Raw genomic sequence first — 25,098 nt, 5'->3', positions numbered from 1 at the left:
TGATGCAGGCGTTTCAAATTAAGAGGTTGCTCATGTTAGACCGCACTCCTTCTCGTGAATTGCAAGAACATCTTTGGGTTTTCCCGATGGACTATCCAATCAAATTGATTGGTAATGCAGGGGATGAACTTCGAGTAGCTGTTGTTGATATTTTGCAGAAGCACTTCCCTGATTTTGATGGCGACTCAGTTAAAGTACAGCCTTCACGCACAGGTAAATACCATTCTTTGACTGCACAATTGCGTTTTGAAGAGTTAGAACAAGTTCATGCGCTTTACGCTGACCTTGCAGCATGTCCTTTAATTAAGACAGCGCTTTAATAGAAGAATCCAAAATACGAAAGTGTTTTGGATTTTTTCTTTTCCTCTAGTAAAAAGATAACAATCAAACGTTTTAACGAAAGATTCTGTTTATCTTGTCGGAATAATTAGATCGTAAGCTTAGATAAACCTGCACAAATCAAAGGAAAAATGCTGTAATGAACTTTGAGAAGCCCTCATTAATCATTCGCTGTTTCAAAGACCTACAAGATTATACCGATCGATTTGAAGCGATGAAAAATTTCACTGAAAATCGAGATGCGGATAGCTCTGATGAAATTTGGTTATTACAACATCATGATGTACTCACCCAAGGACAAGCAGGCAAAGCAGAACATATTTTAACCCCCAGCCACCTACCAATTGTGCAAACAGATCGTGGTGGCCAAGTGACATGGCATGGTCAAGGACAATTAGTGGCTTACTTCTTGTTTGATTTAAATCGCTTAAAATGGAATGTTCGCACCTTAGTCAGTTTCGCTGAACAAGCGATGATAGACCTACTCAAAAAATACGGTATCACAGCCTACGCCAAAGCAGATGCACCAGGTGTATATGTAGAAGAACGTAAGATCGGCTCACTTGGCTTTAAAATTCGCCGAGGTCGTAGTTATCATGGCTTCGCACTGAATATTGACTGTAGTTTAACAGGCTTTCAAACCATTAACCCTTGTGGATATGCCGGTTTAGAAATGGTACGCTTGCAAGACTTACTACAAGATTATCCAAGCTTTGAGCAACTTTGTAAGGATTTGGTGCAATACCTACAAAATACAAATTTCTTTAATGACCTTGTAGTCAAATCAGAATAATTTACTTTTCAATTCTAATGAAATAAATTAGAGTAAATACTCTAAATTAGCTAGTGCATAATTTTAACAAGGGACAAGCAAGTGATCTCAACCAAAGCAGTGAAGCCCACTTTGCAATTTGCCTATGTCAAACTCATGATGGACGTTGTGGGTCGTGGCCTCGTAATGGCAAGCCAAGTGGATCGTGAAGTACAAGAGGAAGTGTCCAAGTTTCCTGTTGGTTTTATCCTTTCAATGAATGTTTTTCCAAATGGACCTGCATTTGTTGCACGAGTGACTGAAGAAAAACAATTAGAGCTGTTGTCAAACTATAAAGGCAAGCCTGATTTAACCATTACCTTTAAGCATCTGACCCATGCATTTCTGGTGTTTTCATTTCAAGAAAGTACAGCACAAGCTTTTGCTAACGATCGCATGATTGCTGATGGTGATCTATCTAATGCAATTCGTCTAGTTCGTTGCTTAAATAAAATGGAAGCATTAATCCTACCAAAATTAGTTGCTTCACTTGCGGTAAAACGCTACCCAGCTGAATTGACATTAAAAGAAAAATTCACGGGTGCAAAGAATATTTATCTTAAAGTCGCTAAATCATATCTCAAACGGAGCGCATAACATGGCTAAGCCTTATTACGAGTTTTTCTGTCCTGTAAAAGTCATTGCTGGTAACGCTGCGTTAGAGCATATTCCTTTTGAACTTGCAGCTTTAGGTGCAAAACGCCCAATGATTATTACGGATAAAGGTGTTCGTGCAAATGGATTACTCAATCCAATTGAAGCAGCTTTTAGTACTACAGATGCGGTAATTGGTGCAATTTTCGATGATGTTCCACCTGACTCAAGTCTAGAAGTAGTTCGCTCAGCAGCGGAAACTTATCGAAAACAAAACTGTGATGCCATTATTGCCATTGGTGGTGGTTCAGTGATTGATACCTCTAAAGCAACCAATATCTTGGTATCTGAAGGTGGTGATGACCTGTTGCAGTATTCAGGTGCACACAACTTACCAAAACCACTTAAACCATTTTTCGTGATTCCAACGACTTCTGGAACAGGTTCTGAAGTGACTATGGTTGCCGTTGTTTCTGATACACAACGGAACGTGAAGCTTGCATTTGCATCTTATTATTTAATGCCACATGCAGCGATCCTTGATCCACGTATGACCATGACTTTACCAGCGCATTTAACTGCAATGACGGGTATGGATGCCCTAACACACTGCGTAGAAGCCTATACTTGTTTAGCTGCCAACCCTCTCAGTGATGCTTATGCAAGTGCGGGTATTAAAAAAATCAGCGAAAATCTATTCAAAGTACTAGACAATCCAAGTGATGCTCAAGGTCGCTTAGAACTTGCACAAGCATCGACGATGGCTGGGATCGCATTTTCAAATTCAATGGTTGGTCTTGTTCACTCTCTTGGTCATGCTTTGGGTGCAGTTGCCCACCTCCCCCATGGACTTTGCATGAATCTATTCCTGCCATATGTATTGGAATATAACAAAGAAGTGAATGGTCAAAAGATTGGTGAATTATTGCTCCCACTTGCAGGTGCTGATATCTATTCTCAAACTCCTGCAAATCAGCGTGCTGAAAAGGCAATTGCTACGATTTTGACCATGCGTGATCGTTTGCATAGCCTGACCAAACTCCCACGCACTTTGCGAGAAACGGGTAAAATTACAGAAGCTCAACTAGATGAAGTTGCAGAAAAAGCACTGAATGATGGCTCTATCATTTACAATCCTAAAGAGGCAAATCTCAAGGATCTCCGTGCTATTTTACAAAAAGCATGGTAATACAGCTTTTATAGCTTATAGCTAGCTACATAAATCTTTAATCAAATAGCTCCAATAACTTAGCTTTACATCATCCTCGGCGTAAATTTAAGAGTTGGAGCTTTTCTATGTTAAATGAACCCATAATTCATCGAATTTTCACCAAAATTGGCAAAAAAATTGCTAAAAAATGCAGAAAAGTGCTGACAATTTACGCCAAATTAGGATAGATTGGCGCACTTCGCTTTTTTTTCTGTAGGGGGGATCATTTTTGTCTCAAATGATCCTTAAACCATAGCTGATCCTTGATCAACGATAATGAGGATAACGCCGTTGACAAACATCTCTGGGACTCAATCAGCAGCTAAACTGCAAAAAACATTAGGTCTATGGCACGTCATAATTATTGGTCTGGCTTATGTCCAACCAATGACGTTATTTGATACTTTTGGTCTAGTATCGGAAGCAAGTAATCACCATGTTCCAACTTCTTATATCTTCGCCCTCGTTGCCATTTTGCTCACCTCAATTAGCTATGGGCATATGATCCGACGTTATCCATCGTCTGGTTCTGCCTATACTTACGCGCAAAAATCCATTCACCCAAATGTCGGTTTTATGGTGGGCTGGTCATCATGGTTGGATTACCTACTCTCTCCTATGGTGAATATCATTCTTGCCGTCATTTATTTGACTGCACTATTTCCTGATATCAACCATTGGGTATGGGTTTTAGTTCTGACTGCTTTTATGACTGGTGTTAACTTACGTGGCGCACGATTTGTTGCGAACTTTAACAGCTGGATCGTATTAGTACAGTTGCTTGTTATTGGAACATTTACCTACTTAGTGTATAGCAAGTTACAAATGGGAATGAATGCGGATGGTCCGATTACCGCAGAAACTCGTTATCAACTATGGACTTTAGAGCCATTTTGGAATGAACTCACTTCAGTTGGTGCCCTAATCACAGGTGCAACTTTACTGTGCTTCTCATTTACTGGATTTGACTCTCTAAGTTCACTTGCTGAAGAAACCAAAGATACTGAGAAAACGCTACCTAAAGCAATTTTCTTAACTGCATTATTTGCAGGTGTCATCTTCATTATCAGTACCTATTTCATTCAGCTTTATTTCCCTGGTAATCCAAGCAGCTACTTTAAAGATATTGCTGAAACTCAACCAGAAATCCTATTACTGGTTGGTGGGTCACTGTTCCAGTCTTACGTACTTGCATTCGCAATTATTACAGTAATGGCTTCAGGTATTTCAGCCCATGCAGGTGTGTCACGTCTCATGTATGTCATGGGTCGCGATGGTATTATCAACAAAAAGATTTTTGGTCATATTAGTCCAAAAACCTTTACGCCATCGTATAACATCTTGATCGTTGGTCTTGTTGCTTTATCAGCAGGCTTTATGGATCTAGATATTGTGATTTCGATGATTAGTTTTGGTGCTTTAACCGCATTTACCTTTGTAAATTTATCGGTTATTTCTCGTTATGCACTTCGAGACGGCCGCACGAAGACATTCAAAGAAATCATCAACTATGTCGTTATCCCATTGTGCGGCTTTATCAGTATCTTTGCGCTATGGCTAGAAATTGAAGAAACTGCATTGAAATACGGCTTATGGTGGGCAATGTTTGGGGTTTTATATTTAGGTTATAAAACCAAAGGCTTTAAATATACTGCTCCTCAATATAATGAGTTTGATGATAAGCATTAATTTGCTTCTTGTTTAGCCTACCGAACAAAGGTGCAGTTTTTAAACTGCACCTTTTTTTGTCAGCAATAAAATGTACTCATTCTATCCTTCTTGATATTCCTTTTGATAAAACCAATAAATTTAAACAAAATGTTAAAATATAACATATGTTAAAAAAGAACATATATGATGAAGCATAATTTAAAATACTTGAGGGAACAAAAATGTTAAATCAACGCCTTTTATTTGCCAGTTTTATTGTAGCCAACCTCGCAATACTACCCGCATGTCATAATGATAATGATCGCCATACACCGACACCGACACCGACACCGACACCGACACCGACACCGACAAATAGCATCGAAGCCGAAGCGAGTGTATCTAGTAAATCAGCTAAAGTTGCGGTTTTTGGAGATGTTTCTACTGATCATTTTTCAGAGAAAAAACTTAATGCAACCCAAACAGCACTATTGCTAGATGATGCTGATATTAAAAGCTATGGTTTTGCTATAGACAGCAAAAGTAGTCAATCATTGGCTGATACAAGCCAAGATTACTTATCAAAATTTACCGCATTGCTGATTGAAAATAATATGGGAAGCAATGTACTCGTAAATAAAACTTCAAAAAATGCTGAGTCTGAAGTGGTAAATATCACATTAGATGTAGATGCAGAAAATAACCAAACCACAAATCAATTACGTGATTTACTCTTAAACTCACTCAACCAACCGGCTACAACAACTTCATTTCAAACACGAGCCTCAGTTACTGCAACACAAAAAATGCGTTTACAGCTTTCTTTTTGGAAAGGTACCGCATCAAATACTATCTTTATCTGGGTAAATGCTTATCCTGAGACCAATAGTACCCAAGTACAGCAAAAATATGGCGACCTTGACTTAGCAACTGCACTTGCAAGCTTAAGCCCACAATTAATCGTCAAATCAACCACAAATGAGTTTACACAAAATGCAACTGGTTCCAATGCTGTAGATATTCTATGGAATATTGATGCTTCAGGTTCAATGTCCGAAGAACAAACCAATCTTGCAAATGGTGCAAGTCAGTTCTTTACCGCACTCAATCAAGCAAATATTGACTATCGCTTAGCCGTGAATACACATGATGCCTCACGCTGTAAAAGTTTAAGGAAGACAAGTACCGGTGCTGAATTTATTGATGCTCAAACTGCTAATGCAGAAACTGAGTGGCAAACCTTAGCACGGCCAGGAACAATGGAATCAGGTACAGAGACTGGCTTCTTCTGTGTCCGTGAAGCGAACCTAAGTAATTTTGATCGTCCCAATGCGAAAAACTTGGTTGTTTTTGTTTCAGATGAGCCAGAAAATGAAACCTATTACGGCTATTCACCTGCTGGAACTTCAGTTGCACGCGATTTTAATGACTATAAAGATTTTTTCTTACAGCAAAATACCACCTATTTTTCCATCGTTGGAACGGCTGAACTGATTCGCCCAACTCAGGGTACTCCTGCGCCTTATGATGAAAAATTTACTTGTTCTGGTCAAGGTGGATATGCAACAGGTGGTGCGCACTTTAAAGAAATCTCACGTTTAACAGGTGGTAGCTCTGCATCTATTTGTGCTGATGCCAATAGCTGGAGTGTCATGTTCGATGAAATCATCAAGTCTGCTACCGGTCTCGCAAGCCAATTTACCCTTTCACAAGTTCCAATTCCATCAACTGTAACCGTCAAAGTGAATAGTAATACCGTACTCCGAGATACCACTCACCAAAATGGTTTTGATATCATCTATAGTCATACAGGCGCTAATCTGGTCTTTTATGGAGCAGCGGTACCTAAAGCCAACGATAAAATTACCGTAACCTATAAATTCTTAACGCTGAATTAATTTAGCAATTCTACAAATAACATAATAAAACACCGTAATATGAGCGACATCTTACGGTGTTTTTTTAATTAGATTATCTTCTTATGCTTGAGCCAAACGCTCCACAACATTTTTGACACGTTGTGCATAATGTTTAGCGGTTTCCAAATCTCCAGATGGAATTTCATCAGTACTCGCATCCGAAGGTGATTGCACCAATAAGCCAACCGATCCGCCTAGGTTGTTGACATCTTCCCGTTGGGCGGCTTTGGTATTGGCAGGAAGTAAGCCTAAGCTCACCCATATTCCACCATGCTGTGAAGCCAAAGTTTGTAGTTGAATGAGTGTCACTTGCTTATCACCATTTAAACTTGCGCTATTGGTAAAACCTGCAAAAACTTTGTCTTGCCAACCACGTGTAAACCAAATTTTTGATGATGCATCAGCAAATTTCTTAAATTGCCAAGGTGCAGCAGCCATATAAGTTGGTGCCCCAAAAACGATTCCTTGCGCATCACTTAAAGTTTGCCAGTCTTGTTCCGTAATTTCACCATTTTGATCAATCTCGATTAATGTTGCATCAATTGCTTGTGCAAAAGTTTCAGCCACAACTTTGGTATGGCCATAGCCTGAATAATAAACCACTGCAATTTTTGTCATGAGTTCACCTAGTGTTTTTAAAAGTTCGATTTAATGATATATTTTAGAAACTAGGTGTCAATTAGTTACCAATAGGTAACTATTGAACTTTGAATGAAAAATTGAGAGTACCAAAGATGATTAAAGGCTTGAAATATAATATTTATCAACAGCATTGCCCTGCTCGATTATTTTTTGAAAAAATTGCAGATAAATGGGTTTTATTAATCATCAATGTTTTGGCTAAAGAGAGTCAGCACTTCAATTTACTAAAAAAGAACATCGAAGGGATTTCGCCAAAGGTTCTCTCACAGAAATTAAAAATGCTTGAGCGAGATGGTTTTATTGAAAGGCAAGTACAAGATACCTCACCAATTCGTGTGGAATATTCTTTGACGGCTTTAGGTTTAGAGGTTGCTGAAATGGCATTTCAGTTGAAAGATTGGGCTGAGAGTAATATCGAACAAATCATTTCTGCTCAACAACGTTTTGATGCTATACAAGAAAAAATAGAATAATCCGATGAGGTCCGTATGCAACCACAACCTTTAATTGCTGTTACAGATGTCGAGAAAACCAGTCAGTGGTATCAAACTGTGCTTGGCCTGCAAAGCGGACATGGCGGCAAAGAATATGAACAGTTGCTATTTGAGCAAACCATGGTGTTGCAATTACATCAATGGCAAGCGCATGACCACTCATATATTGGAGAGCCTAAATATGTGATTGGCAATGGTGTTCTGTTGTGGTTTGAAAGCAAGCAATTTGATGAAATTGTCAAAAGCCTGCAAGCCCACCACGTTGAAATATTGGAAGGTCCAAAATACAACCCGAATGCACACCATCGCGAAATTTGGTTTAAAGACCTAAATGGTTATACACTCGTTGTTGCTAGTCCATATGGTGATATATAAAAGTCCAATACAATCAGAGCTGTTTGAACCCTTGTTGTCTCCACGCCTCGTATACAATAACTGCAGTTGCGTTAGATAGATTTAAGCTTCTAGAGTTTTCAGCCATGGGCAGGCGAATCCACTGATCTTGAGGGAACATCAAACGGACTTGTTCAGGTAAACCTCGAGTTTCTGGTCCCATTAACAACGCAACAGGACGATTTAGATCAACTGTATGCGGTGTTGCAGTTCCTTTTGTTGTCAGTGGAAAAACATGTTCCACACCTTTAGCTTTTAGATCAGCAAGGCATAATTCAATATTATCCCAAATTTGCATTCTCGCCCATTCGTGATAGTCCAAACCTGCACGTTTCAACTTTTTATCATCTAGCTCAAAACCCAAAGGTTTGACCAAATGTAGTTGTGCACCAGTATTGGCACATAGACGAATGATATTACCTGTATTCGCAGGAATCTCAGGCTCGTATAGGACGACATGAATCACTTAATTACTCACTTATACATATATTATTTTGCTTGGCACAGGACCCTAATTTAGTCGGGAATATAGTCATGAGCGTCCCTCAGGCAGATATCCTTCTTGCGGAATTTTCACTCCTCAGGGCAGCGATAGTCAATCGCTGCATCCCCTCACTCATGCCATTTTAACTGTTCGCGTAGACTCACCACTTCACCAATGATGGTTAAAGTCGGTGCTACGATTTGATGCTTTGATACTTTGGTTGCAATATCCGCCAAAGTACCGACCACCACTTTTTGCTCAGGAGTCGTTCCCTTAGAAATGAGCGCTACAGGCATAGTGGGGCGCTGGCCATGTGCAATCAGTTGCTCACAAATCCGCTCTAATCCGACTAAGCCCATATACAGTACCAAAGTTTGGTTTTCATAGACCAGTTCGTTCCAAGGTAACTCTGGTGAGCCTTCTTTTAAATGCCCTGTCAAGAAACGTACACTTTGTGCATAATCACGATGTGTCAGTGGTATACCCGCATATGCAGAACAACCTGAAGCAGCGGTAATCCCCGGCACCACTTGAAAAGTCACATTGGCTTCCACCAATTCTTGAATTTCTTCACCACCACGCCCAAAGATAAAAGGATCTCCCCCTTTTAAACGGCAAACACGTTTACCTTTTTGCGCATACTCCACCAATAAAGCATTGATACCATCTTGCGGCACAGAATGATTGGAACGTGCTTTACCCACGTAGATCTTTTCTGCATCACGGCGGCATAATTCCAAAATGGGTGCAGATACCAAACGATCATAGATCACGACATCTGCCTGCTGCATGAGACGCAATGCTTTTAACGTTAAAAGTTCTGGATCACCCGGCCCTGCACCCACTAAATAAACCTCACCTTTGGGTGCAATCCATTCACTAAGTGCCTGCTGAATCAAATCGTTGGCAACATCAATATTGTCATTGAATACCTGCTCTTTAAGTGGGCTGGCATACAAATTTTCCCAAAAGATACGACGCTCATCTGGATTGGTGATTTTTTCTTTGACTTGCTTACGCCATTTTCCTGAAAACTCAGCAAGTTTACCCATGCCATGTGGCACAATCGTTTCAATTTGAGTACGAAGCTGTCTAGATAAAACAGGTGATGCACCATTAGATGCAACTGAAATCACCAAAGGCGAACGATCAATAATTGCGGGGACCATAAAACGACAATGTGGAATATCATCAACACTGTTGACCAGCAAATTACGCTGTTCACATTGCTCAAATACCGTTTTATTGACCTCAGGTTGGTCGGTCGCTGCAATAACCAGTCGATAAGGAGTTGCAAGAATATCTTCTGAGAAAGGTTTGTAAATACACTGCCCTGCTGACTTTTCAACCAGAGCAGTTAATTCTGGCTCGATCTCAGGCGCAATCACATCAACAATTGCACCCGCTTTGACCAACAAGTTTGCTTTGCGATAAGCAATATGCCCACCACCGACAATCAGACATCGTTGCTGCTGCAACTTTAAAGAGATTGGGAAAATTTCCACATCATGCCTCTATATTTTCAATCTGATTGAGATAAAGCAAAAACTGTGCACAAATTCGATGCAAAGCTTAATCGATATAAGTTACACCGCCCATATATGGACGTAAAACTTCAGGAATCTCGATTGAACCATCTGCACGTTGGTAGTTTTCCATCACTGCAAGTAAGGTACGCCCCACTGCGAGTCCAGAACCATTTAAAGTGTGCACCAATTCGATCTTCTTCTGATCCACTCGGTAACGTGCTTTCATACGGCGAGCTTGGAAATCCCCCATATTTGAGCAACTTGAAATCTCACGATACGTATTTTGGCTAGGTACCCAAACTTCGAGGTCATATGTTTTAACTGCACCAAAGCCCATGTCACCACCACAGAGCAAAATCTTACGATACGGCAAACCAAGCGCCTGCAAAATGCCCTCAGCATGTGCAGTTAACTCTTCAAGTGCCTGCATAGAGTGCTCTGGCTTGACGATTTGCACCATTTCAACCTTGTCGAATTGGTGTTGACGGATTAAGCCACGCGTATCACGCCCATAAGAACCTGCTTCACTGCGGAAACATGGTGTATGTGCTGAATATTTAAGTGGCAAACGATCCGCATCAATAATCTCATCACGTACAAAGTTCGTGATTGGCACTTCTGCTGTTGGAATCAAATAATATTCTTTTTCGCCTTGCAGCTTGAACAAATCTTCTTCAAATTTTGGTAATTGACCTGTACCACGTAAGGTATCCGCATTCACCAAATACGGAACATAAGCTTCGGTATAACCATTTTTAAGCGTATGGGTATCCAACATAAATTGGGTTAAAGCACGTTGTAAACGCGCTAAAGGGCCTTTCAATACACTGAAACGTGAACCTGTGAGCTTAGTCGCAGTTTCAAACTCGAGACCACCCATCCATTCGCCAAGATCAGTATGATCTTTGATTTCAAAATCAAACTGACGTGGTGTGCCCCATTTTAAGATTTCTAAGTTATCGCTTTCATCTTTACCAAATGGAACAGACTCATCTGGTAGGTTTGGAATCGCAAGAGACTTCTGCTCAAGTTCAGTTTGCAATTCAGCCAAAGCGACTTCAGCCGCTTTGATTTCATCACCAATCGCAGCCATACGCGCCATAATTTCTGACGCATCTCCACCCGACTTTTTGATTTGACCAACTTGCTTTGCACCTGCGTTACGTTCAGCTTGTAAATTTTCTGCTTTAGATTGCAAATCTTTACGGCGAGCTTCTAAATCAGCCCATTCTTGTACATTGAGCTGAATACCACGTTTTGCCAAAGCAGCATTTACCACTTCGATATTATTTCTAAGTAATTTTGGGTCGATCATAATCAATCATGAATAGAGAAAAAACTGGCTATAGTGTAAGGCTTTAACCTGAAAAAATACAGCATCTACCTCGTAATTGCAGATGCTGTATCTAGATTAAGATTAATTAGGGACTTTCGGTAGGCTTGGCAAGTATTCTGCCTTGATAAACTCTTTTGCTGCATAATAAGGTAAGGTCAACTCACTCATACCTTCAGCATAAGATGCAAGCTCATAAAGTGGATAAACGAATACGATTCCATTGACCCCATAATAATAATTATCGCTGACTTGTAGTTGATCTTTCTTGATATTGTGCTCATCTAACCAATTTTGATTTGCAGCATACAACTCATCCCGCAGCTTTTGATCCATACCATCTTTAACTAAATCCTCTACACGAATATGTTTTTTATTGCTTAAATCAAAATTAACAAATTCTTGATGGTACATTCCATGTGCAGCACCCGCAGGATAAGTATAGCTCTGAATCGCAAAAGTCGCCAAATTGTAATTTTGACCAACAAAGCGAACATAGGTACTACTTTCACTCAGTACAGGTTCACCCTCAGGAACTTTCACTTGTTGATCATTTAAATTTGAAAAAGCATTCGGCTCTGCTTTTTTCATGCGTGCCACAAAATAATCATCAATCCATTGCAGATTGGTTTTTACCGTTTGCAGATCATAGTTGGTACAACCATCCTCTAAACATACTTTCTGTTTAGGTAACTCAACGGCTACGACTTGAGCCTGAACCAATGGGATATTGTTTTTTTCAACTTTGGCTGTTGAGTCTGTATCTGATTTCGGTTGGCAACCTGCTAATGCAAAAACGGTCAGTATAGGAATCAGTGGAATCAATATTGATGATTTTGAGCTATTCATTGTCATGCAAGTCTCTAATGTTTTTCTTCACTATACAAAGCCTTGCTCACAGATGAAATTAAAAAATGTATCTAGCCTAAAGCCGAAATATCTGCGGCTTTAGGCTAGCAAGAATGAAAAGATTACTGATCAATAATATCTGTGCCTTTTGGTGGCTCAAAATTAAATACAGAAGCTGGAATTGCTTGATTGACCTTCAGATTACTAAAACGGACATAAGTAGTTTGCCCCAATGAATCTTGTAAAATCATCAAATTGGGCGCTTTGTTTGCACCAAAGCTAATTGTCAAGCTTTGGAACGTGCTGTCATCCTGTTTCGGGTACAAGGTATAATACAACTTTGTGCGATCAGGTTGTGTCACGCGATAAGACTGCATAATTTGGCTCGTATTTCCCGACAACAATAATGCAGGTGTATTGGCTACTTGATCATCTAGGTTTTGGCGGATTGCCTGCTGTAAATCAGGATCATAAATCCACACTGTTTTCCCAGATGTCACAATGGTTTGTTTTGCTGGACTAGTAGTTTCCCAATAAAACTTACCTGGACGCTCAACCTTCATCACACCTTTAAAAGTTTGATTCATATGCTGAGCCGTAAGCCCTCGTTTTTGTACAGCTTTATTGTTGCTTACTTTCGTTGTTTGTTCAAAATCTGCAGTGAATCGTTGCAAACCTGATAATTGTTGAACCAAACTCGTGGTTGCCTGTTGAGCCGATGCCGCCACAGGTGCAGCAGACGCCTGAATACTAACAACTGGCGCAAGCGTAATTGCACTTAAAGTTGTCGCGTAAGCTATTTTTTTCATAAAATTCATAAAATGAACCTTCTATCAGAGTCCTACTGTTATGACGACATCTTACTGTTTTTAATCACTAAAAAAATGAAGAAAAGCAGCGGTTTTGTGTAGTTCGTGTCGCAAAGTTCAGCATTATGTATGAAGTTACAGCCTTTATGTAGAAATTGTAATAAATAAAAATTCTATTCCTCGACCACAATTTATGAGGTTGAGACTATGACACTTTAGACAGAAATTATTGATAAATAATGTACTAGACCATAGCTTACAGTTTGATAATCTAAGCCTAATGACACAAAAAGCCCGAACCATGAAAAGTCTTGCGTTTATTCATCGTAACGATACTCGTTTTGCTATTGGTGATTTTTATCCTGCCTTATCAGTATTTTCATATCATGAACTTGGAAATACTACTTCACCTTTTTTATTACTCGACCACCTTGGTCCTGGGCGATTAGAACCACAAAGCAATAAAAAAGGTGTCAATGAACATCCACATCGTGGTTTTGAAACCGTCACCTTTGTTTTTGCAGGAGAATTAGGGCATAAGGACTCTACAGGTCAAGGTGGCATTATTCGGCAAGGCGATGTGCAATGGATGACCGCTGCTGCAGGTATTCAACATATCGAACAATTTAGCCCAGAGTTTCGTAAACAAGGCGGAAAGTTTGAAATGGTACAACTGTGGGTGAATCTGCCAGCTAAAGACAAAATGTCAGCACCACGCTATCAAAACCTATCCAATAGTGAAATTCCTAACTGCATGCTTGATCACCAAGCAGGTTATATTCGTGTAATCGCTGGTCAATATCGAACTACGCAAGGCATCGCCAAAACCTTTACCCCAATGAATATTTTTGACATTCATTTAAAAAAGAACCAGAAAATTACCCTCCCCGCAGAAGAAGGAACCACAACATTAATCTACTTGCGCAAAGGCAAAGCCATGTTGACAGCAGATGAAGACCATCTTGAAGAACAAGCTCTAGCCGTGATGTCGAGTTTAGGTAGCGATGTTGAAATAACAGCGATTGAGGATTGTGACTTGTTATTTTTATCCGCCCAACCTTTAAACGAACCAATCAATGGACATGGTCCTTTTGTAATGAATACCTATGATGAAATTTTACAGGCTTACGATGATATTAAAACTGGAAAATTCGGTCACTATTCAAACTAGAAATCTTTTAAAATATATATCCATAAAAAAACCCGCTTAACGCGGGCTTTTTTGAACCATAAAAGCTTAAGCTTCAACAGTTACGTAGCGACGGCCAAATTGACCTTTCACTTCAAATTTTACTACGCCGTCAGCAGTAGCAAATAAAGTATGGTCACGGCCCATACCAACATTTGCACCAGCGTGGAACTCAGTACCACGTTGACGAACGATGATGTTACCAGCAGTTACAGTTTGACCACCGTAAACTTTAACACCTAACATCTTAGGATTCGAATCACGACCGTTTTTCGTCGATCCACCGGCTTTTTTAGTTGCCATGTCTATTTACTCCTCGTGTTAGCCTGCGATACCAGTAATTTTCAACTCGGTAAACCATTGACGGTGACCTTGTTGTTTACGGTAATGTTTACGACGACGCATTTTGATGATGCGGATTTTGTCGTGACGACCATGGCCAACTACTTCTGCAGTTACTTTTGCGCCAGCTACAACTGGAGCACCGATTTGAATGCTATCACCGTTTACAAGCATTAATACGTCATCAAACGTAATAGTTGCACCAGTTTCAGCTTTCAACAATTCAACTTTAAGGGTTTCACCCTCAACAACACGGTGCTGTTTACCACCGCTTTGGATTACTGCGTACATAATGTACTCCAACATGCCCGTGTCGTCGTGTCGATAAAGGGATATACCGATCTTAAAACGAACGCCACTGGGGGTTATACAAGGCGACAAATTTTAAGTGAAAATTGATCAAACAACAAGTGATTTTGCATAAATGTATACTCATATACGTATTATTTTATTTTTTCAATAAAATCAAATAGATTAAACCCACATTGTTTTGATTGATTCTTTTTGTGATTTGCAATACATTTTTAACCAACCCATTTGGCAATAACAAACTGTGTTTTAACAAAATCATAGAAACAGTCTTTGTCTCAGTCAGAAAGTCAACTTTCTGCCTAAAATAAGACCAAAAAACACATTACCCTGTTCTAAACGGCAAATAACCATATGTGTATCAATGTTTAGCAACAGATTAGTTGATACACTTAACGCACTCACTCATCTATACGAGGTTCTTCTTCATATGGTCATCGATTTCAAGCAAGACATTCTCTCCCCTGTTGCGACAGATTTTGCTGCGATGGATCACCTCATCAATGAAGGAATCAGTTCTAAAGTCGGCTTAGTGATGTCCGTGAGCAAGCATGTGGTTGAAGCTGGCGGCAAACGTATGCGCCCAATTATGTGCCTACTTGCCGCACGTGCATGTGGATTAACCAACATGCAGCAGGCCCAACACTTAGCCGCTGTCATTGAAATGTTGCATACTGCGACACTTGTGCATGATGATGTCGTCGATGAATCCAATTTACGACGAGGTCGCCCGACTGCAAATGCGACGTGGAATAACCAAACTGCTGTTTTGGTCGGTGATTTTTTGATTGCACGTGCATTTGACCTACTGGTCGACTTAAATAACATGACGCTATTGAAAGATTTTTCAACAGGAACATGTGAGATTGCAGAGGGCGAAGTTTTACAACTTCAATCTCAACATCAACCTGATACCACAGAAGAAACCTATTTAAACATTATTCATGGTAAAACTTCGCGCCTGTTTGAACTTGCGACTGAAGGTGCAGCAATATTGGCAGGTACTGAAGAATATCGTGAACCATTGCGTCGTTTCGCTGGGCATTTCGGCAATGCATTCCAAATTATTGATGATATTTTAGATTACACTTCTGATGCAGAAACATTAGGTAAAAATATTGGTGATGATTTAATGGAAGGTAAACCAACTTTACCGTTAATTTCAGCACTGGCACACTCAACAGGTGAAGATCATGCAATCATACGTCGTAGTATCGCTACTGGTGGGATTGAGCATCTAGATAAAGTAATTGAGATTGTTCACAACTCTGGTGGATTAGACTATTGCCAAAAACGTGCTCAACAAGAAACTGACGCGGCTTTAGAAGCATTGAAAGCACTGCCTGACAATGAATATCGTCAAGCATTGATTAATTTGACCTTAATGGCCTTACATCGACTACAATAATGTCTGACTGCTTATGCATTTTAATTTATCTGATTTATTTGTAAAAATGCAGGAACAGCTTGAACAATCTCAAGCTGTTCTTGATGAAAATCTCCTCATTGAATTGGTCAATCGCTTAAGACCAAAAAACCCAAATGATGCAGATGAAGTTAAGCAAAGAATTCATCATCTCATCAAAACATTATTATTAACTCCTACATCGGCAAATTTACTTCAGCGTTTTTTGTTAAAGCTGATGAGCCAATATAAGCAAATCAGCTTATATGCAGATAGCGGTATTTTGTCACTTGATGGTTTCTGGAATCAGCTTGGGCAGCGTTTAGGTGCACATTTTCTGCCATTAGTTGAAGATGGGCAACAACTCACAACGCTTGTAGGCAAAGTCTTTCATCAAGAAACTGACAGCGAGTGGTTAGATTTAATCGACAACCAAGACTGGTCTACGCTGTTCAATCTAATTTGTGAAAGCTCAAACAGTAGCCCTGAGAAACAAGTTTCAAGTAATGAGTTGATTAAAGCCATCACGGTTTTATCCTATCGGATTAGTGGTATTGGTCTATATCCTGAATTTATTAATGCACAACCTGATATTACTGAATACGAATCACCATTCTTGGTTCAAAACCGAGAAATTGTTGATTTTATAGAAAAGTATAAACAACAAGTTGATCAGCAAGATGCTATAGCAGTTCTTCCACCACTTGATGCATCACAAGCCTTTGTAATGCTTGATCAGTGTCGTGATGTAGTAATGAAAATCCGCCGTGCAACGAAGCGAATCGGCGTCAGCATCAGTTTGACTTATTTATTATCCTTATTAGAACAAGCCTTAGACCGTATTGAATTATTGCTGAGCTTATTGGCCAGTAAAGATGAAGTAAAATATATCGCTCTAGGTGAGTTACTCATAGACTTAACCAAGGCGCATTATGAAAGTCGGAGTGTTCGTCATCTACTCACGTCAACAAGTGAATTGATCGCTCTCCAAGTAACAGAAAATGCAAGCAAAACTGGCGAACACTACGTAAGTACTGACAAAGCTGGTTTCTTTGGGATGTACAAAGCTGCAGCTGGTGCTGGTGCCATTATTGCCACCATGGCAACCTTAAAAATTCTTACTGCACGTTTAGTATTGGCGCCGTTTACCCATGCTTTTTTATATAGCATGAATTACTCGCTCGGTTTTATGCTGATCCATGTGTTGCACTTTACCGTTGCAACCAAACAGCCAGCGATGACTGCGGCTGCACTAGCGTCTACCGTACAACAACAAAAAGGTAGCCGAACAGCCCAAATTGCAGAGTTAGCTGCGCTGATTATTAATATTATCCGAACACAATTTATTGCCATCTTAGGTAATATCTCGATTGCGATACCTGTCGCAGCGTTGATTACATTTTCATGGCAATTTTATTTGGATGAGCCGTTATTAAATCATGCTAAATCAGCAGCGCTATTGCATAGCCTCAATCCCTTCACGTCCCTCGCTGTTCCACATGCAGCAATCGCAGGTGTGTGTTTATTCCTTTCGGGTTTAATTGCAGGCTATTTTGATAACCTAGCTGTTTATCGTAAAGTGGGGCCAAGACTCAAGCAACATCGGCGCCTGAAACGCTGGATGAGCCAAGAGCGCCTAGATAAATTTGCCAACTATATAGAAACCAATTTAGGTGCTTTAGCAGGTAATTTTCTTTTCGGTATTATGCTGGGTAGCATGGGAACTATAGGTTTTATCTTAGGCCTACCTTTAGATATTCGTCACATTGCTTTCGCAGCAGCAAACTTTATTCAAGGTTTAATGACGATCGGTTCTCCTGATATTGCATTAATTATTGTTTCATTCTTAGGCGTGTTATTAATTGGTCTGACTAACTTATTTGTAAGTTTCACTTTAACCATTATTGTAGCTTTACGTGCACGTCGTGTTCGTTTTGCGCAATGGAAACCACTCGCACATTTGGTCATGACGCATTTTCTCACTAGACCGAGTGACTTTTTTTGGCCACCAAAACAACCTGTTGAAGTACAGGAAAAAGGTACCTCCGATAAAAAATGAGATATCAATCAAATTTTGTTATGTTTTTTTACTAAACCTTAAAAAAACTTAAAAATGAAATTATCATAAAATTTCAATGCTTGACCAAAAGTGTACTCTTGAGTACACTTCAAAACACTCTACAACCCTGAAAATGGTTAAGCAAAAAATGAGGTTCGCATGCCGTACCTACTACTTTGTATTGGTTGCATTTTTTTAGTTTTAGGTGTGATTGGGCTAATTCACCCCTCTGCATCAAACTTAGATATTCTGAGTGTTCAAATGCTTTTTGAACACCGCTTCTTTGCGCTTGATCATGTGGCGATCTTACTTTCTCAATTGGGCGGCATGCCCTTTTTACTCGTTTTGATTACATTTTTATGCATATATCAAACTTGGATGAAAAATTATAAAAGTTTAGCTTTTATCGCATTCAGTGTAATCGGAAGTATTGCTATTGGTTGGCTCCTAAAATGGGGGATTGATCGACCTAGACCTTTAGAGTTTTATCATTTGGTCCAAAGCTATGGCGCCTCATTCCCAAGCGGTCATAGCCTTTACGCGGCAACCCTAGCGAGCTTAGCGTTGTTATTGTATCAACAACATCGATATCGCCCCTTTGTCATCTTAATTGCAATGTTATGGATTATGGTGATGGGCATATCAAGAGTCTACTTAGGAGTACATTACCCAACAGATGTACTCTCAGGCTGGGGAATTGGACTAATTTGGACTTCGTTGCTTTGGTTATGGCTGTATCAAAGCAACTTCAACAACAATTTGTTTTTAGATCAAAATCTAAATTGAGGTGGAATAATGATGTCGGCTAAGCTTTGGGCTCCTGCCCTGACTGCTTGCGCATTAGCAACAAGCATCGCACTTGTTGGTTGTAGCAAAGATACAAACGATGCACAGCAAGCTGCTGCTGCACAACAAATGCCACCTGCTGAGGTTGGTGTACTTGTAGCTCAACCGCAAAGTATTGAACAAAACGTTGAACTTTCGGGCCGAACATCTGCATATCAAATTTCAGAAGTTCGTCCACAAACAAGTGGTGTAATTTTAAAGCGCTTATTTACAGAAGGCAGTTATGTATCTGAAGGTCAAGCACTTTATGAGCTTGATTCACGTGCAAATCGTGCAGCTTTAGACAATGCAAAAGCTGCTCTTTTGCAGCAACAAGCAAACCTAAGCTCATTACGTACCAAATTAAATCGTTATCAACAACTTGTTTCGAGCAACGCAGTCTCTAAACAAGAATATGATGACTTACTTGGTCAAGTAAGAGTTTCTGAAGCTCAAGTTGCAGCTGCTCAAGCGCAAGTAAAAAATGCAGAAGTTGATTTTGGTTACTCAACCATCCGTTCACCGATTTCTGGACAATCTGGTCGTTCATCCGTGACGGCTGGTGCGTTAGTGACCGCAAACCAAACTGCACCATTAGTTACAATTCAACAACTTGATCCAATCTACGTTGATATCAATCAATCCAGTGCGGAACTTTTACGCTTACGCCAACAACTGAGCAAGGGCAGTTTAAGCAACAGCAATAACACCAAAGTAAAGTTAAAACTTGAAGATGGTTCAACCTATCCGATTGAAGGGCAATTAACCTTCTCAGATGCCTCCGTGAACCAAGACACAGGTACTGTAACTTTGCGAGCAGTGTTCTCAAATCCAAATCATTTGCTACTCCCTGGTATGTATACAACAGCACAGATCGTGCAAGGTCTTGTACCAAATGCCTATCTGATTCCTCAAGCGGCTGTAGCTCGCTTACCAACAGGTCAAGCAACCGTCATGATCGTCAATGATAAAGGAACTGTTGAAACACGTCCTATTGATACAGCTGGTGTTCAAGGCCAAAACTGGATTGTTACCAATGGTCTTAAAGCTGGCGATAAAGTAATTGTAGACGGTGTTGCCAAAGTTAAAGATGGGCAAGAGGTTTCTGCAAAACCTTATCAAGCTCAACCTGCAAATGACAAAAATGCTGCACAACCTGCTCCAGCAGAGCAAAAAGCAACTGTAAAAGCATAAGGGGCACATTGAATGGCTCAATTTTTTATCCATCGCCCCATATTTGCGTGGGTGATCGCATTAGTCATCATGCTGGCAGGGATATTAACCTTGTCAAAGATGCCTATTGCCCAATATCCAACGATTGCTCCGCCAACCGTTACCATCTCTGCGACTTATCCGGGTGCGTCAGCTGAAACTGTTGAAAACACAGTAACCCAGATTATTGAACAACAGATGAATGGTTTGGATGGTTTACGTTATATTTCATCGAACAGTTCTGGTAATGGTCAAGCATCGATCGAACTTAACTTTGAACAAGGTATCGATCCTGATATTGCACAAGTTCAAGTACAAAATAAATTGCAATCCGCAACAGCGCTTTTGCCTGAAGATGTACAACGTCAAGGTGTAACTGTTACTAAATCTGGCGCAAGTTTCTTACAAGTTCTTGCATTTTATTCACCAGATAACAGCATGTCTGACTCTGACATTAAAGACTATGTAAACTCATCAATCAAAGAACCGATTAGTCGTGTTGCTGGTGTTGGTGAAGTCCAAGTCTTTGGTGGTTCTTATGCGATGCGTATTTGGCTTGATCCAGCAAAACTGACCAACTATCAACTTACACCAAGTGATGTTGCTCGTGCATTACAAGCTCAAAACTCTCAAGTTGCTGTTGGTCAGCTCGGTGGTGCACCTGCCGTAAAAGATCAAGTGATCAATGCTACGGTGAATGCGCAAAGCTTATTGCAAACGCCTGAACAGTTTAAGAATATCTTCTTAAAAAACACGGCTTCTGGTGCTGAAGTTCGCTTAAAGGACGTTGCTCGAGTAGAACTAGGTTCAGATACTTATGCATTTAACTCTATGTTTAATGGTAAACCTGCTGGTGGTCTTGCGATCAAGATGGCAACAGGTTCCAATGCACTTGATACAGCTGCTGCTGTTGAAGAGCGCTTAACTGAGTTACGTAAAAACTATCCTGCTGGTCTTGAAGATAAACTGGCTTATGACACCACACCATTTATCAAGCTCTCAATCGAAAGTGTCGTACATACGCTGATTGAAGCGGTGATTTTGGTCTTCATCGTCATGTTCCTATTCTTACAGAACTGGCGTGCAACGATTATTCCAACTTTGGCGATCCCTGTGGTTGTACTCGGTACATTTGCAGTGATTAACATTTTTGGATTCTCGATCAATACTTTAACCATGTTTGCAATGGTTCTAGCAATCGGTCTATTGGTCGATGACGCCATTGTTGTGGTTGAGAACGTCGAACGTGTTATGTCAGAAGAACATACTGATCCTGTTGCTTCAACTGAAAAATCCATGAAACAAATCTCTGGTGCGCTGATTGGTATCACCAGTGTATTAAGTGCGGTATTCGTACCAATGGCATTTTTCAGTGGTACAACTGGGGTGATTTATCGTCAGTTCTCGATTACGCTCGTTACAGCAATGGTTCTATCATTGATCGTTGCACTCACCTTTACCCCTGCCCTTTGTGCAACATTGTTAAAGCAACATGATCCAAATAAAGCACCGAGTAACAATATTTTTGCTCGCTTCTTTAGATGGTTTAACCATAGCTTTGACCGCGTGTCACATGGTTATCAGAACGGCGTAAGTCGTATGCTGAAAGCCAAAATCTTTTCAGGCGTGCTCTATGCTGTTGTGATTGGCTTATTGGTGTTCATGTTCCAAAAACTCCCTTCTTCATTCCTACCAGAAGAAGATCAGGGTGTTGTGATGACATTAGTACAACTACCGCCAAATGCAACGCTTGATCGTACCGATAAAGTTATTGATACCATGACCAACTTCTTTATGAAGGAAGAAGATACAGTTGAATCAATCTTTACTGTATCAGGCTTCTCATTTACAGGGATCGGTCAAAATGCAGGTATCGGCTTTATTAAGCTAAAAGACTGGAAGGATCGTACCACTGCGGAAACGCAAATTGGCGCACTGATTCAACGTGGTATGGCACTCAATATGATCGTCAAAGACGCATCATACATCATGCCATTACAACTACCTGCAATGCCTGAATTAGGTGTTACTGCTGGTTTTAACCTACAGTTGAAAGACTCAGCAGGTCAAGGTCACGAGAAACTGATTGCTGCACGTAATACAGTTTTAGGTTTAGCGTCTCAAGACAAACGACTGGTTGGCGTACGTCCAAATGGTCAAGAAGATACACCACAATATCAAATTATGATCGACCAAGCACAAGCGGGTGCAATGGGTGTTAGCATTGCTGACATCAATAGCACCATGAGCATGGCATGGGGTGGTTCATATATTAATGACTTCATCGATCGTGGTCGTGTGAAGAAAGTTTATGTTCAAGGTGAAGCGGATAGCCGTATGATGCCTGAAGACTTAAACAAATGGTATGTGCGTAATAATGTAGGTGAAATGGTTCCTTTCTCTGCGTTTGCAACGGGTAAATGGACCTATGGCTCTCCTCGTCTTGAACGTTATAACGGCGTGTCATCGGTGAACATTCAAGGTACACCTGCACCAGGAACAAGTTCTGGTGACTCGATGAAAGCCATGGAAGAAATTATTGCAAAACTTCCATCAATGGGCTTACAAGGTTTCGACTATGAATGGACAGGCTTATCACTCGAAGAACGTGAGTCTGGTGCTCAAGCGCCATTCCTTTATGCACTTTCTTTGTTGATCGTATTCTTATGCTTAGCAGCATTATATGAAAGCTGGTCTATCCCGTTCTCTGTCTTACTTGTAGTTCCACTTGGTATTATTGGTGCGATTCTCTTAACTTACTTTGGTATGGTACTGAAAGATGATCCAAATCTTTCAAATAACATCTACTTCCAAGTTGCGATTATTGCTGTGATTGGTCTATCGGCAAAGAATGCGATCTTGATTGTAGAATTTGCAAAAGACTTGCAGGAACAAGGTGAAGAGTTACTAGAAGCAACGTTGCATGCTGCGAAAATGCGTCTACGTCCAATCATCATGACCACACTTGCCTTCGGCTTTGGTGTACTTCCACTAGCATTATCTTCTGGTGCAGGTGCCGGCAGTCAGCATTCGGTAGGTTACGGTGTCTTGGGTGGCGTACTCTCTTCAACACTTCTAGGTATTTTCTTTATCCCTGTATTCTTCGTGTGGATTCGTAGTATCTTTAAGTACAAACCAAAAACTATAAACATTCAGGAGCATAAATCGTGATGCAAACAGTATGGTCTATTTCAGGTCGTAGCATTGCGGTATCTGCACTTGCGCTTGCTTTGACTGCATGTCAAAGCATGCGCGGCCCAGAACCGGTCGTGAAAACCGATATTCCAGAAAGCTATGCATATAACAGCGCTTCTGGTTCTTCTATTGCAGAACAAGGTTATAAGCAATTCTTTTCTGACCCTCGTTTAATTGAGGTGATTGATTTAGCATTGACCAATAACCGTGATTTGCGTACTGCAGCGCTCAATATTGAACGTGCACAACAACAGTATCGAATTACTGAAAACAATCAGCTTCCAACGATTGGTGCGAGTGGTAGTGCGATTCGTCAGGTTACTCCTACACGTGATCCAAACAATCCATATTCAACTTATCAAGTAGGTTTGGGTGTCACTGCCTATGAGCTTGATTTTTGGGGTCGCGTTCGCAGCCTAAAAGATGCCGCCTTAGATAACTATCTAGCCACTCAAAGTGCACGTGACTCAACCCAAATCAGTTTGATTAGTCAAGTCACTCAAGCATGGTTAAATTATTCATTTGCAACAGCGAACTTAAAACTTGCTGAGCAAACGTTTAAAGCGCAACAAGAGTCTTATAATCTAAACAAACGACGCTTTGATGTTGGTATCGACAGTGAAGTCCCGTTACGTCAGGCTCAGATCTCTGTTGAAACAGCACGCAATGACGTTGCAAATTACAAGACACAAATTGCACAAGCAGCAAACTTGCTGAATCTTTTAGTAGGTCAACCTGTACCGCAAAACTTGTTGCCTGTGCAACCTGTTAAACGTGTTACTCAGCAGAATGTATTTGCTACTGGTTTGCCAAGTGACTTACTGAACAACCGTCCAGATGTCAAAGCAGCTGAATATCAATTAAGTGCTGCAGGTGCCAATATTGGTGCAGCCAAAGCACAATTGTTCCCAAGCATTAGTTTGACTGGTTCAGCAGGTTATGCCTCAACTGATTTAAGTGATTTATTTAAATCAGCAAACGGCGTATGGTCAATTGGTCCAAGCATTGATATGCCGATTTTTGACTGGGGTACACGTCGTGCCAATGTCAAAATCTCAGAAACGGATCAAAAAATTGCGTTATCTAACTACGAAAAGTCAGTTCAATCTGCTTTCCGCGAAGTGAACGATGCTCTTGCAACACGTGCTAACATTGGCGAACGTCTTGCAGCACAGCAACGTTTGGTTGAAGCCACCAATACTACTTATAAACTTTCAAATGCACGTTTCCGTGCTGGGATTGATAGTTATTTAACAGTACTGGATGCGCAACGATCAGCATACGCAGCAGAACAAGGTTTATTGTTACTGCAACAAGCTGAACAGAACAATCAAGTTGAACTGTACAAAACACTGGGCGGTGGTTTAAAAGCCTCAACCAATGAAACGGTTACACTTCAACCATCAAGTTCTGAAAAACACTACAATAAGTAGTCTTTCAATTGTTTTAAAAAAGCTCACTGCAAATCAGTGAGCTTTTTTATTGCAAGTTGAGTCAATATTTCTT

22 protein-coding genes and 1 pseudogene are annotated in these 25,098 nt (G+C 40.3%); 15 read left to right on the top strand and 8 right to left on the bottom strand.

Going from position 1 to position 25,098, the window contains the following annotated elements:
* Positions 1-32: 32 nt before the first annotated feature.
* The 6 genes from F2A31_RS03955 (at position 33) to F2A31_RS15885 (ending at position 6,502) form a co-directional block, all read left to right on the top strand.
* The gene (locus F2A31_RS03955; protein WP_150025286.1) at positions 33-320 is read left to right on the top strand and encodes a YbeD family protein; all 288 of its coding nucleotides are present in this window, start codon (positions 33-35) and stop codon (positions 318-320) included.
* 158 nt (positions 321-478) lie between these two features.
* Positions 479-1,132 carry a lipoyl(octanoyl) transferase LipB gene (lipB, locus tag F2A31_RS03950; protein ID WP_150025285.1) on the top strand — a complete coding sequence of 218 codons (654 nt, stop codon included), beginning with the start codon at positions 479-481 and terminating at the stop codon, positions 1,130-1,132.
* Between the two features lie 81 nt (positions 1,133-1,213).
* A complete protein-coding gene (locus tag F2A31_RS03945) occupies positions 1,214-1,747 on the top strand; it encodes a hypothetical protein (protein ID WP_150025284.1) in 534 nt (177 codons plus the stop codon).
* A gap of 1 nt (position 1,748) precedes the next feature.
* The gene (locus F2A31_RS03940; RefSeq protein ID WP_150025283.1) at positions 1,749-2,933 is read left to right on the top strand and encodes an iron-containing alcohol dehydrogenase; all 1,185 of its coding nucleotides are present in this window, start codon (positions 1,749-1,751) and stop codon (positions 2,931-2,933) included.
* A 312-nt stretch (positions 2,934-3,245) separates the two neighbouring features.
* Positions 3,246-4,643: an APC family permease gene (locus tag F2A31_RS03935; protein ID WP_150025282.1), complete on the top strand. Its 1,398-nt coding sequence runs from the start codon at positions 3,246-3,248 to the stop codon at positions 4,641-4,643.
* 203 nt (positions 4,644-4,846) lie between these two features.
* The gene (locus F2A31_RS15885) at positions 4,847-6,502 is read left to right on the top strand and encodes a vWA domain-containing protein (RefSeq protein ID WP_228715646.1); all 1,656 of its coding nucleotides are present in this window, start codon (positions 4,847-4,849) and stop codon (positions 6,500-6,502) included.
* A gap of 81 nt (positions 6,503-6,583) precedes the next feature.
* Here the strand turns inward: F2A31_RS15885 and F2A31_RS03925 are convergent, their stop codons facing one another.
* Positions 6,584-7,141, bottom strand: coding sequence for a flavodoxin family protein (locus F2A31_RS03925; RefSeq protein WP_150025281.1), 558 nt, complete (start codon positions 7,139-7,141; stop codon positions 6,584-6,586).
* A 116-nt stretch (positions 7,142-7,257) separates the two neighbouring features.
* Here F2A31_RS03925 and F2A31_RS03920 point away from each other — a divergent pair, with 116 nt between their 5' ends.
* Both F2A31_RS03920 and F2A31_RS03915 read left to right on the top strand, forming a co-directional pair.
* Complete coding sequence (locus F2A31_RS03920; RefSeq protein ID WP_004640401.1) at positions 7,258-7,638, top strand: winged helix-turn-helix transcriptional regulator; 381 nt, start codon at positions 7,258-7,260, stop codon at positions 7,636-7,638.
* Between the two features lie 15 nt (positions 7,639-7,653).
* A complete protein-coding gene (locus F2A31_RS03915) occupies positions 7,654-8,034 on the top strand; it encodes a VOC family protein (RefSeq protein WP_004640404.1) in 381 nt (126 codons plus the stop codon).
* 13 nt (positions 8,035-8,047) lie between these two features.
* On the opposite strand, the gene F2A31_RS03910 is transcribed toward F2A31_RS03915, so the two are convergent.
* The 5 genes from F2A31_RS03910 to lolA all read right to left on the bottom strand — a co-directional run bounded on the left by F2A31_RS03910 (position 8,048) and on the right by lolA (position 13,065).
* Complete coding sequence (locus F2A31_RS03910; protein WP_005083031.1) at positions 8,048-8,518, bottom strand: tRNA (cytidine(34)-2'-O)-methyltransferase; 471 nt, start codon at positions 8,516-8,518, stop codon at positions 8,048-8,050.
* 146 nt (positions 8,519-8,664) lie between these two features.
* Positions 8,665-10,041, bottom strand: a complete 1,377-nt coding sequence (gene cysG / locus F2A31_RS03905; protein WP_150025280.1) for a siroheme synthase CysG — start codon at positions 10,039-10,041, stop codon at positions 8,665-8,667.
* A gap of 67 nt (positions 10,042-10,108) precedes the next feature.
* On the bottom strand, positions 10,109-11,380 hold the full coding sequence (serS, locus tag F2A31_RS03900) for a serine--tRNA ligase (RefSeq protein WP_125502642.1): 1,272 nt from the start codon (positions 11,378-11,380) through the stop codon (positions 10,109-10,111).
* Positions 11,381-11,482: 102 nt separating this feature from the next.
* Positions 11,483-12,253, bottom strand: a complete 771-nt coding sequence (locus tag F2A31_RS03895; protein WP_150025279.1) for a DUF3298 domain-containing protein — start codon at positions 12,251-12,253, stop codon at positions 11,483-11,485.
* A gap of 116 nt (positions 12,254-12,369) precedes the next feature.
* Entirely contained in the window at positions 12,370-13,065 is a 696-nt protein-coding gene (gene lolA, locus F2A31_RS03890; protein ID WP_150025278.1) for an outer membrane lipoprotein chaperone LolA, read from the bottom strand.
* A 292-nt stretch (positions 13,066-13,357) separates the two neighbouring features.
* On the opposite strand from lolA, the gene F2A31_RS03885 reads away from it, so the two are divergent.
* Positions 13,358-14,227 carry a pirin family protein gene (locus F2A31_RS03885; RefSeq protein WP_150025277.1) on the top strand — a complete coding sequence of 290 codons (870 nt, stop codon included), beginning with the start codon at positions 13,358-13,360 and terminating at the stop codon, positions 14,225-14,227.
* Between the two features lie 66 nt (positions 14,228-14,293).
* Here F2A31_RS03885 and rpmA read toward each other — a convergent pair whose 3' ends face one another.
* Positions 14,294-14,548: a 50S ribosomal protein L27 gene (rpmA, locus tag F2A31_RS03880; RefSeq protein WP_004640422.1), complete on the bottom strand. Its 255-nt coding sequence runs from the start codon at positions 14,546-14,548 to the stop codon at positions 14,294-14,296.
* 18 nt (positions 14,549-14,566) lie between these two features.
* Positions 14,567-14,878 (bottom strand): 50S ribosomal protein L21, encoded by a 312-nt coding sequence (rplU, locus tag F2A31_RS03875; protein ID WP_005083041.1) that lies wholly within the window; start codon positions 14,876-14,878, stop codon positions 14,567-14,569.
* A 448-nt stretch (positions 14,879-15,326) separates the two neighbouring features.
* On the opposite strand from rplU, the gene sdsA reads away from it, so the two are divergent.
* The 6 genes and pseudogenes from sdsA to adeK all read left to right on the top strand — a co-directional run bounded on the left by sdsA (position 15,327) and on the right by adeK (position 25,025).
* Positions 15,327-16,304: an All-trans-nonaprenyl-diphosphate synthase gene (gene sdsA, locus F2A31_RS03870; RefSeq protein ID WP_150025276.1), complete on the top strand. Its 978-nt coding sequence runs from the start codon at positions 15,327-15,329 to the stop codon at positions 16,302-16,304.
* 13 nt (positions 16,305-16,317) lie between these two features.
* A complete protein-coding gene (locus F2A31_RS03865) occupies positions 16,318-18,360 on the top strand; it encodes a site-specific recombinase (RefSeq protein ID WP_150025275.1) in 2,043 nt (680 codons plus the stop codon).
* Between the two features lie 159 nt (positions 18,361-18,519).
* Positions 18,520-19,169: pseudogene (locus F2A31_RS03860) on the top strand (phosphatase PAP2 family protein).
* Positions 19,156-20,379, top strand: a complete 1,224-nt coding sequence (locus F2A31_RS03855; protein WP_150025273.1) for an AdeA/AdeI family multidrug efflux RND transporter periplasmic adaptor subunit — start codon at positions 19,156-19,158, stop codon at positions 20,377-20,379. Before F2A31_RS03860 ends, F2A31_RS03855 begins: the two are co-directional and overlap by 14 nt.
* A 12-nt stretch (positions 20,380-20,391) precedes the next feature.
* A complete protein-coding gene (gene adeJ / locus F2A31_RS03850) occupies positions 20,392-23,568 on the top strand; it encodes a multidrug efflux RND transporter permease subunit AdeJ (protein ID WP_150025272.1) in 3,177 nt (1,058 codons plus the stop codon).
* On the top strand, positions 23,568-25,025 hold the full coding sequence (gene adeK / locus F2A31_RS03845; RefSeq protein WP_150027656.1) for a multidrug efflux RND transporter AdeIJK outer membrane channel subunit AdeK: 1,458 nt from the start codon (positions 23,568-23,570) through the stop codon (positions 25,023-25,025). The genes adeJ and adeK overlap by 1 nt, the downstream gene beginning before the upstream one ends.
* The last annotated feature ends 73 nt before the right edge of the window (positions 25,026-25,098 follow it).

The sequence above is a fragment of the Acinetobacter suaedae genome (assembly GCF_008630915.1).
GTDB classification, from domain to species: domain Bacteria; phylum Pseudomonadota; class Gammaproteobacteria; order Pseudomonadales; family Moraxellaceae; genus Acinetobacter; species Acinetobacter suaedae.
This window is presented reverse-complemented; position numbering and strand designations above follow the sequence as displayed.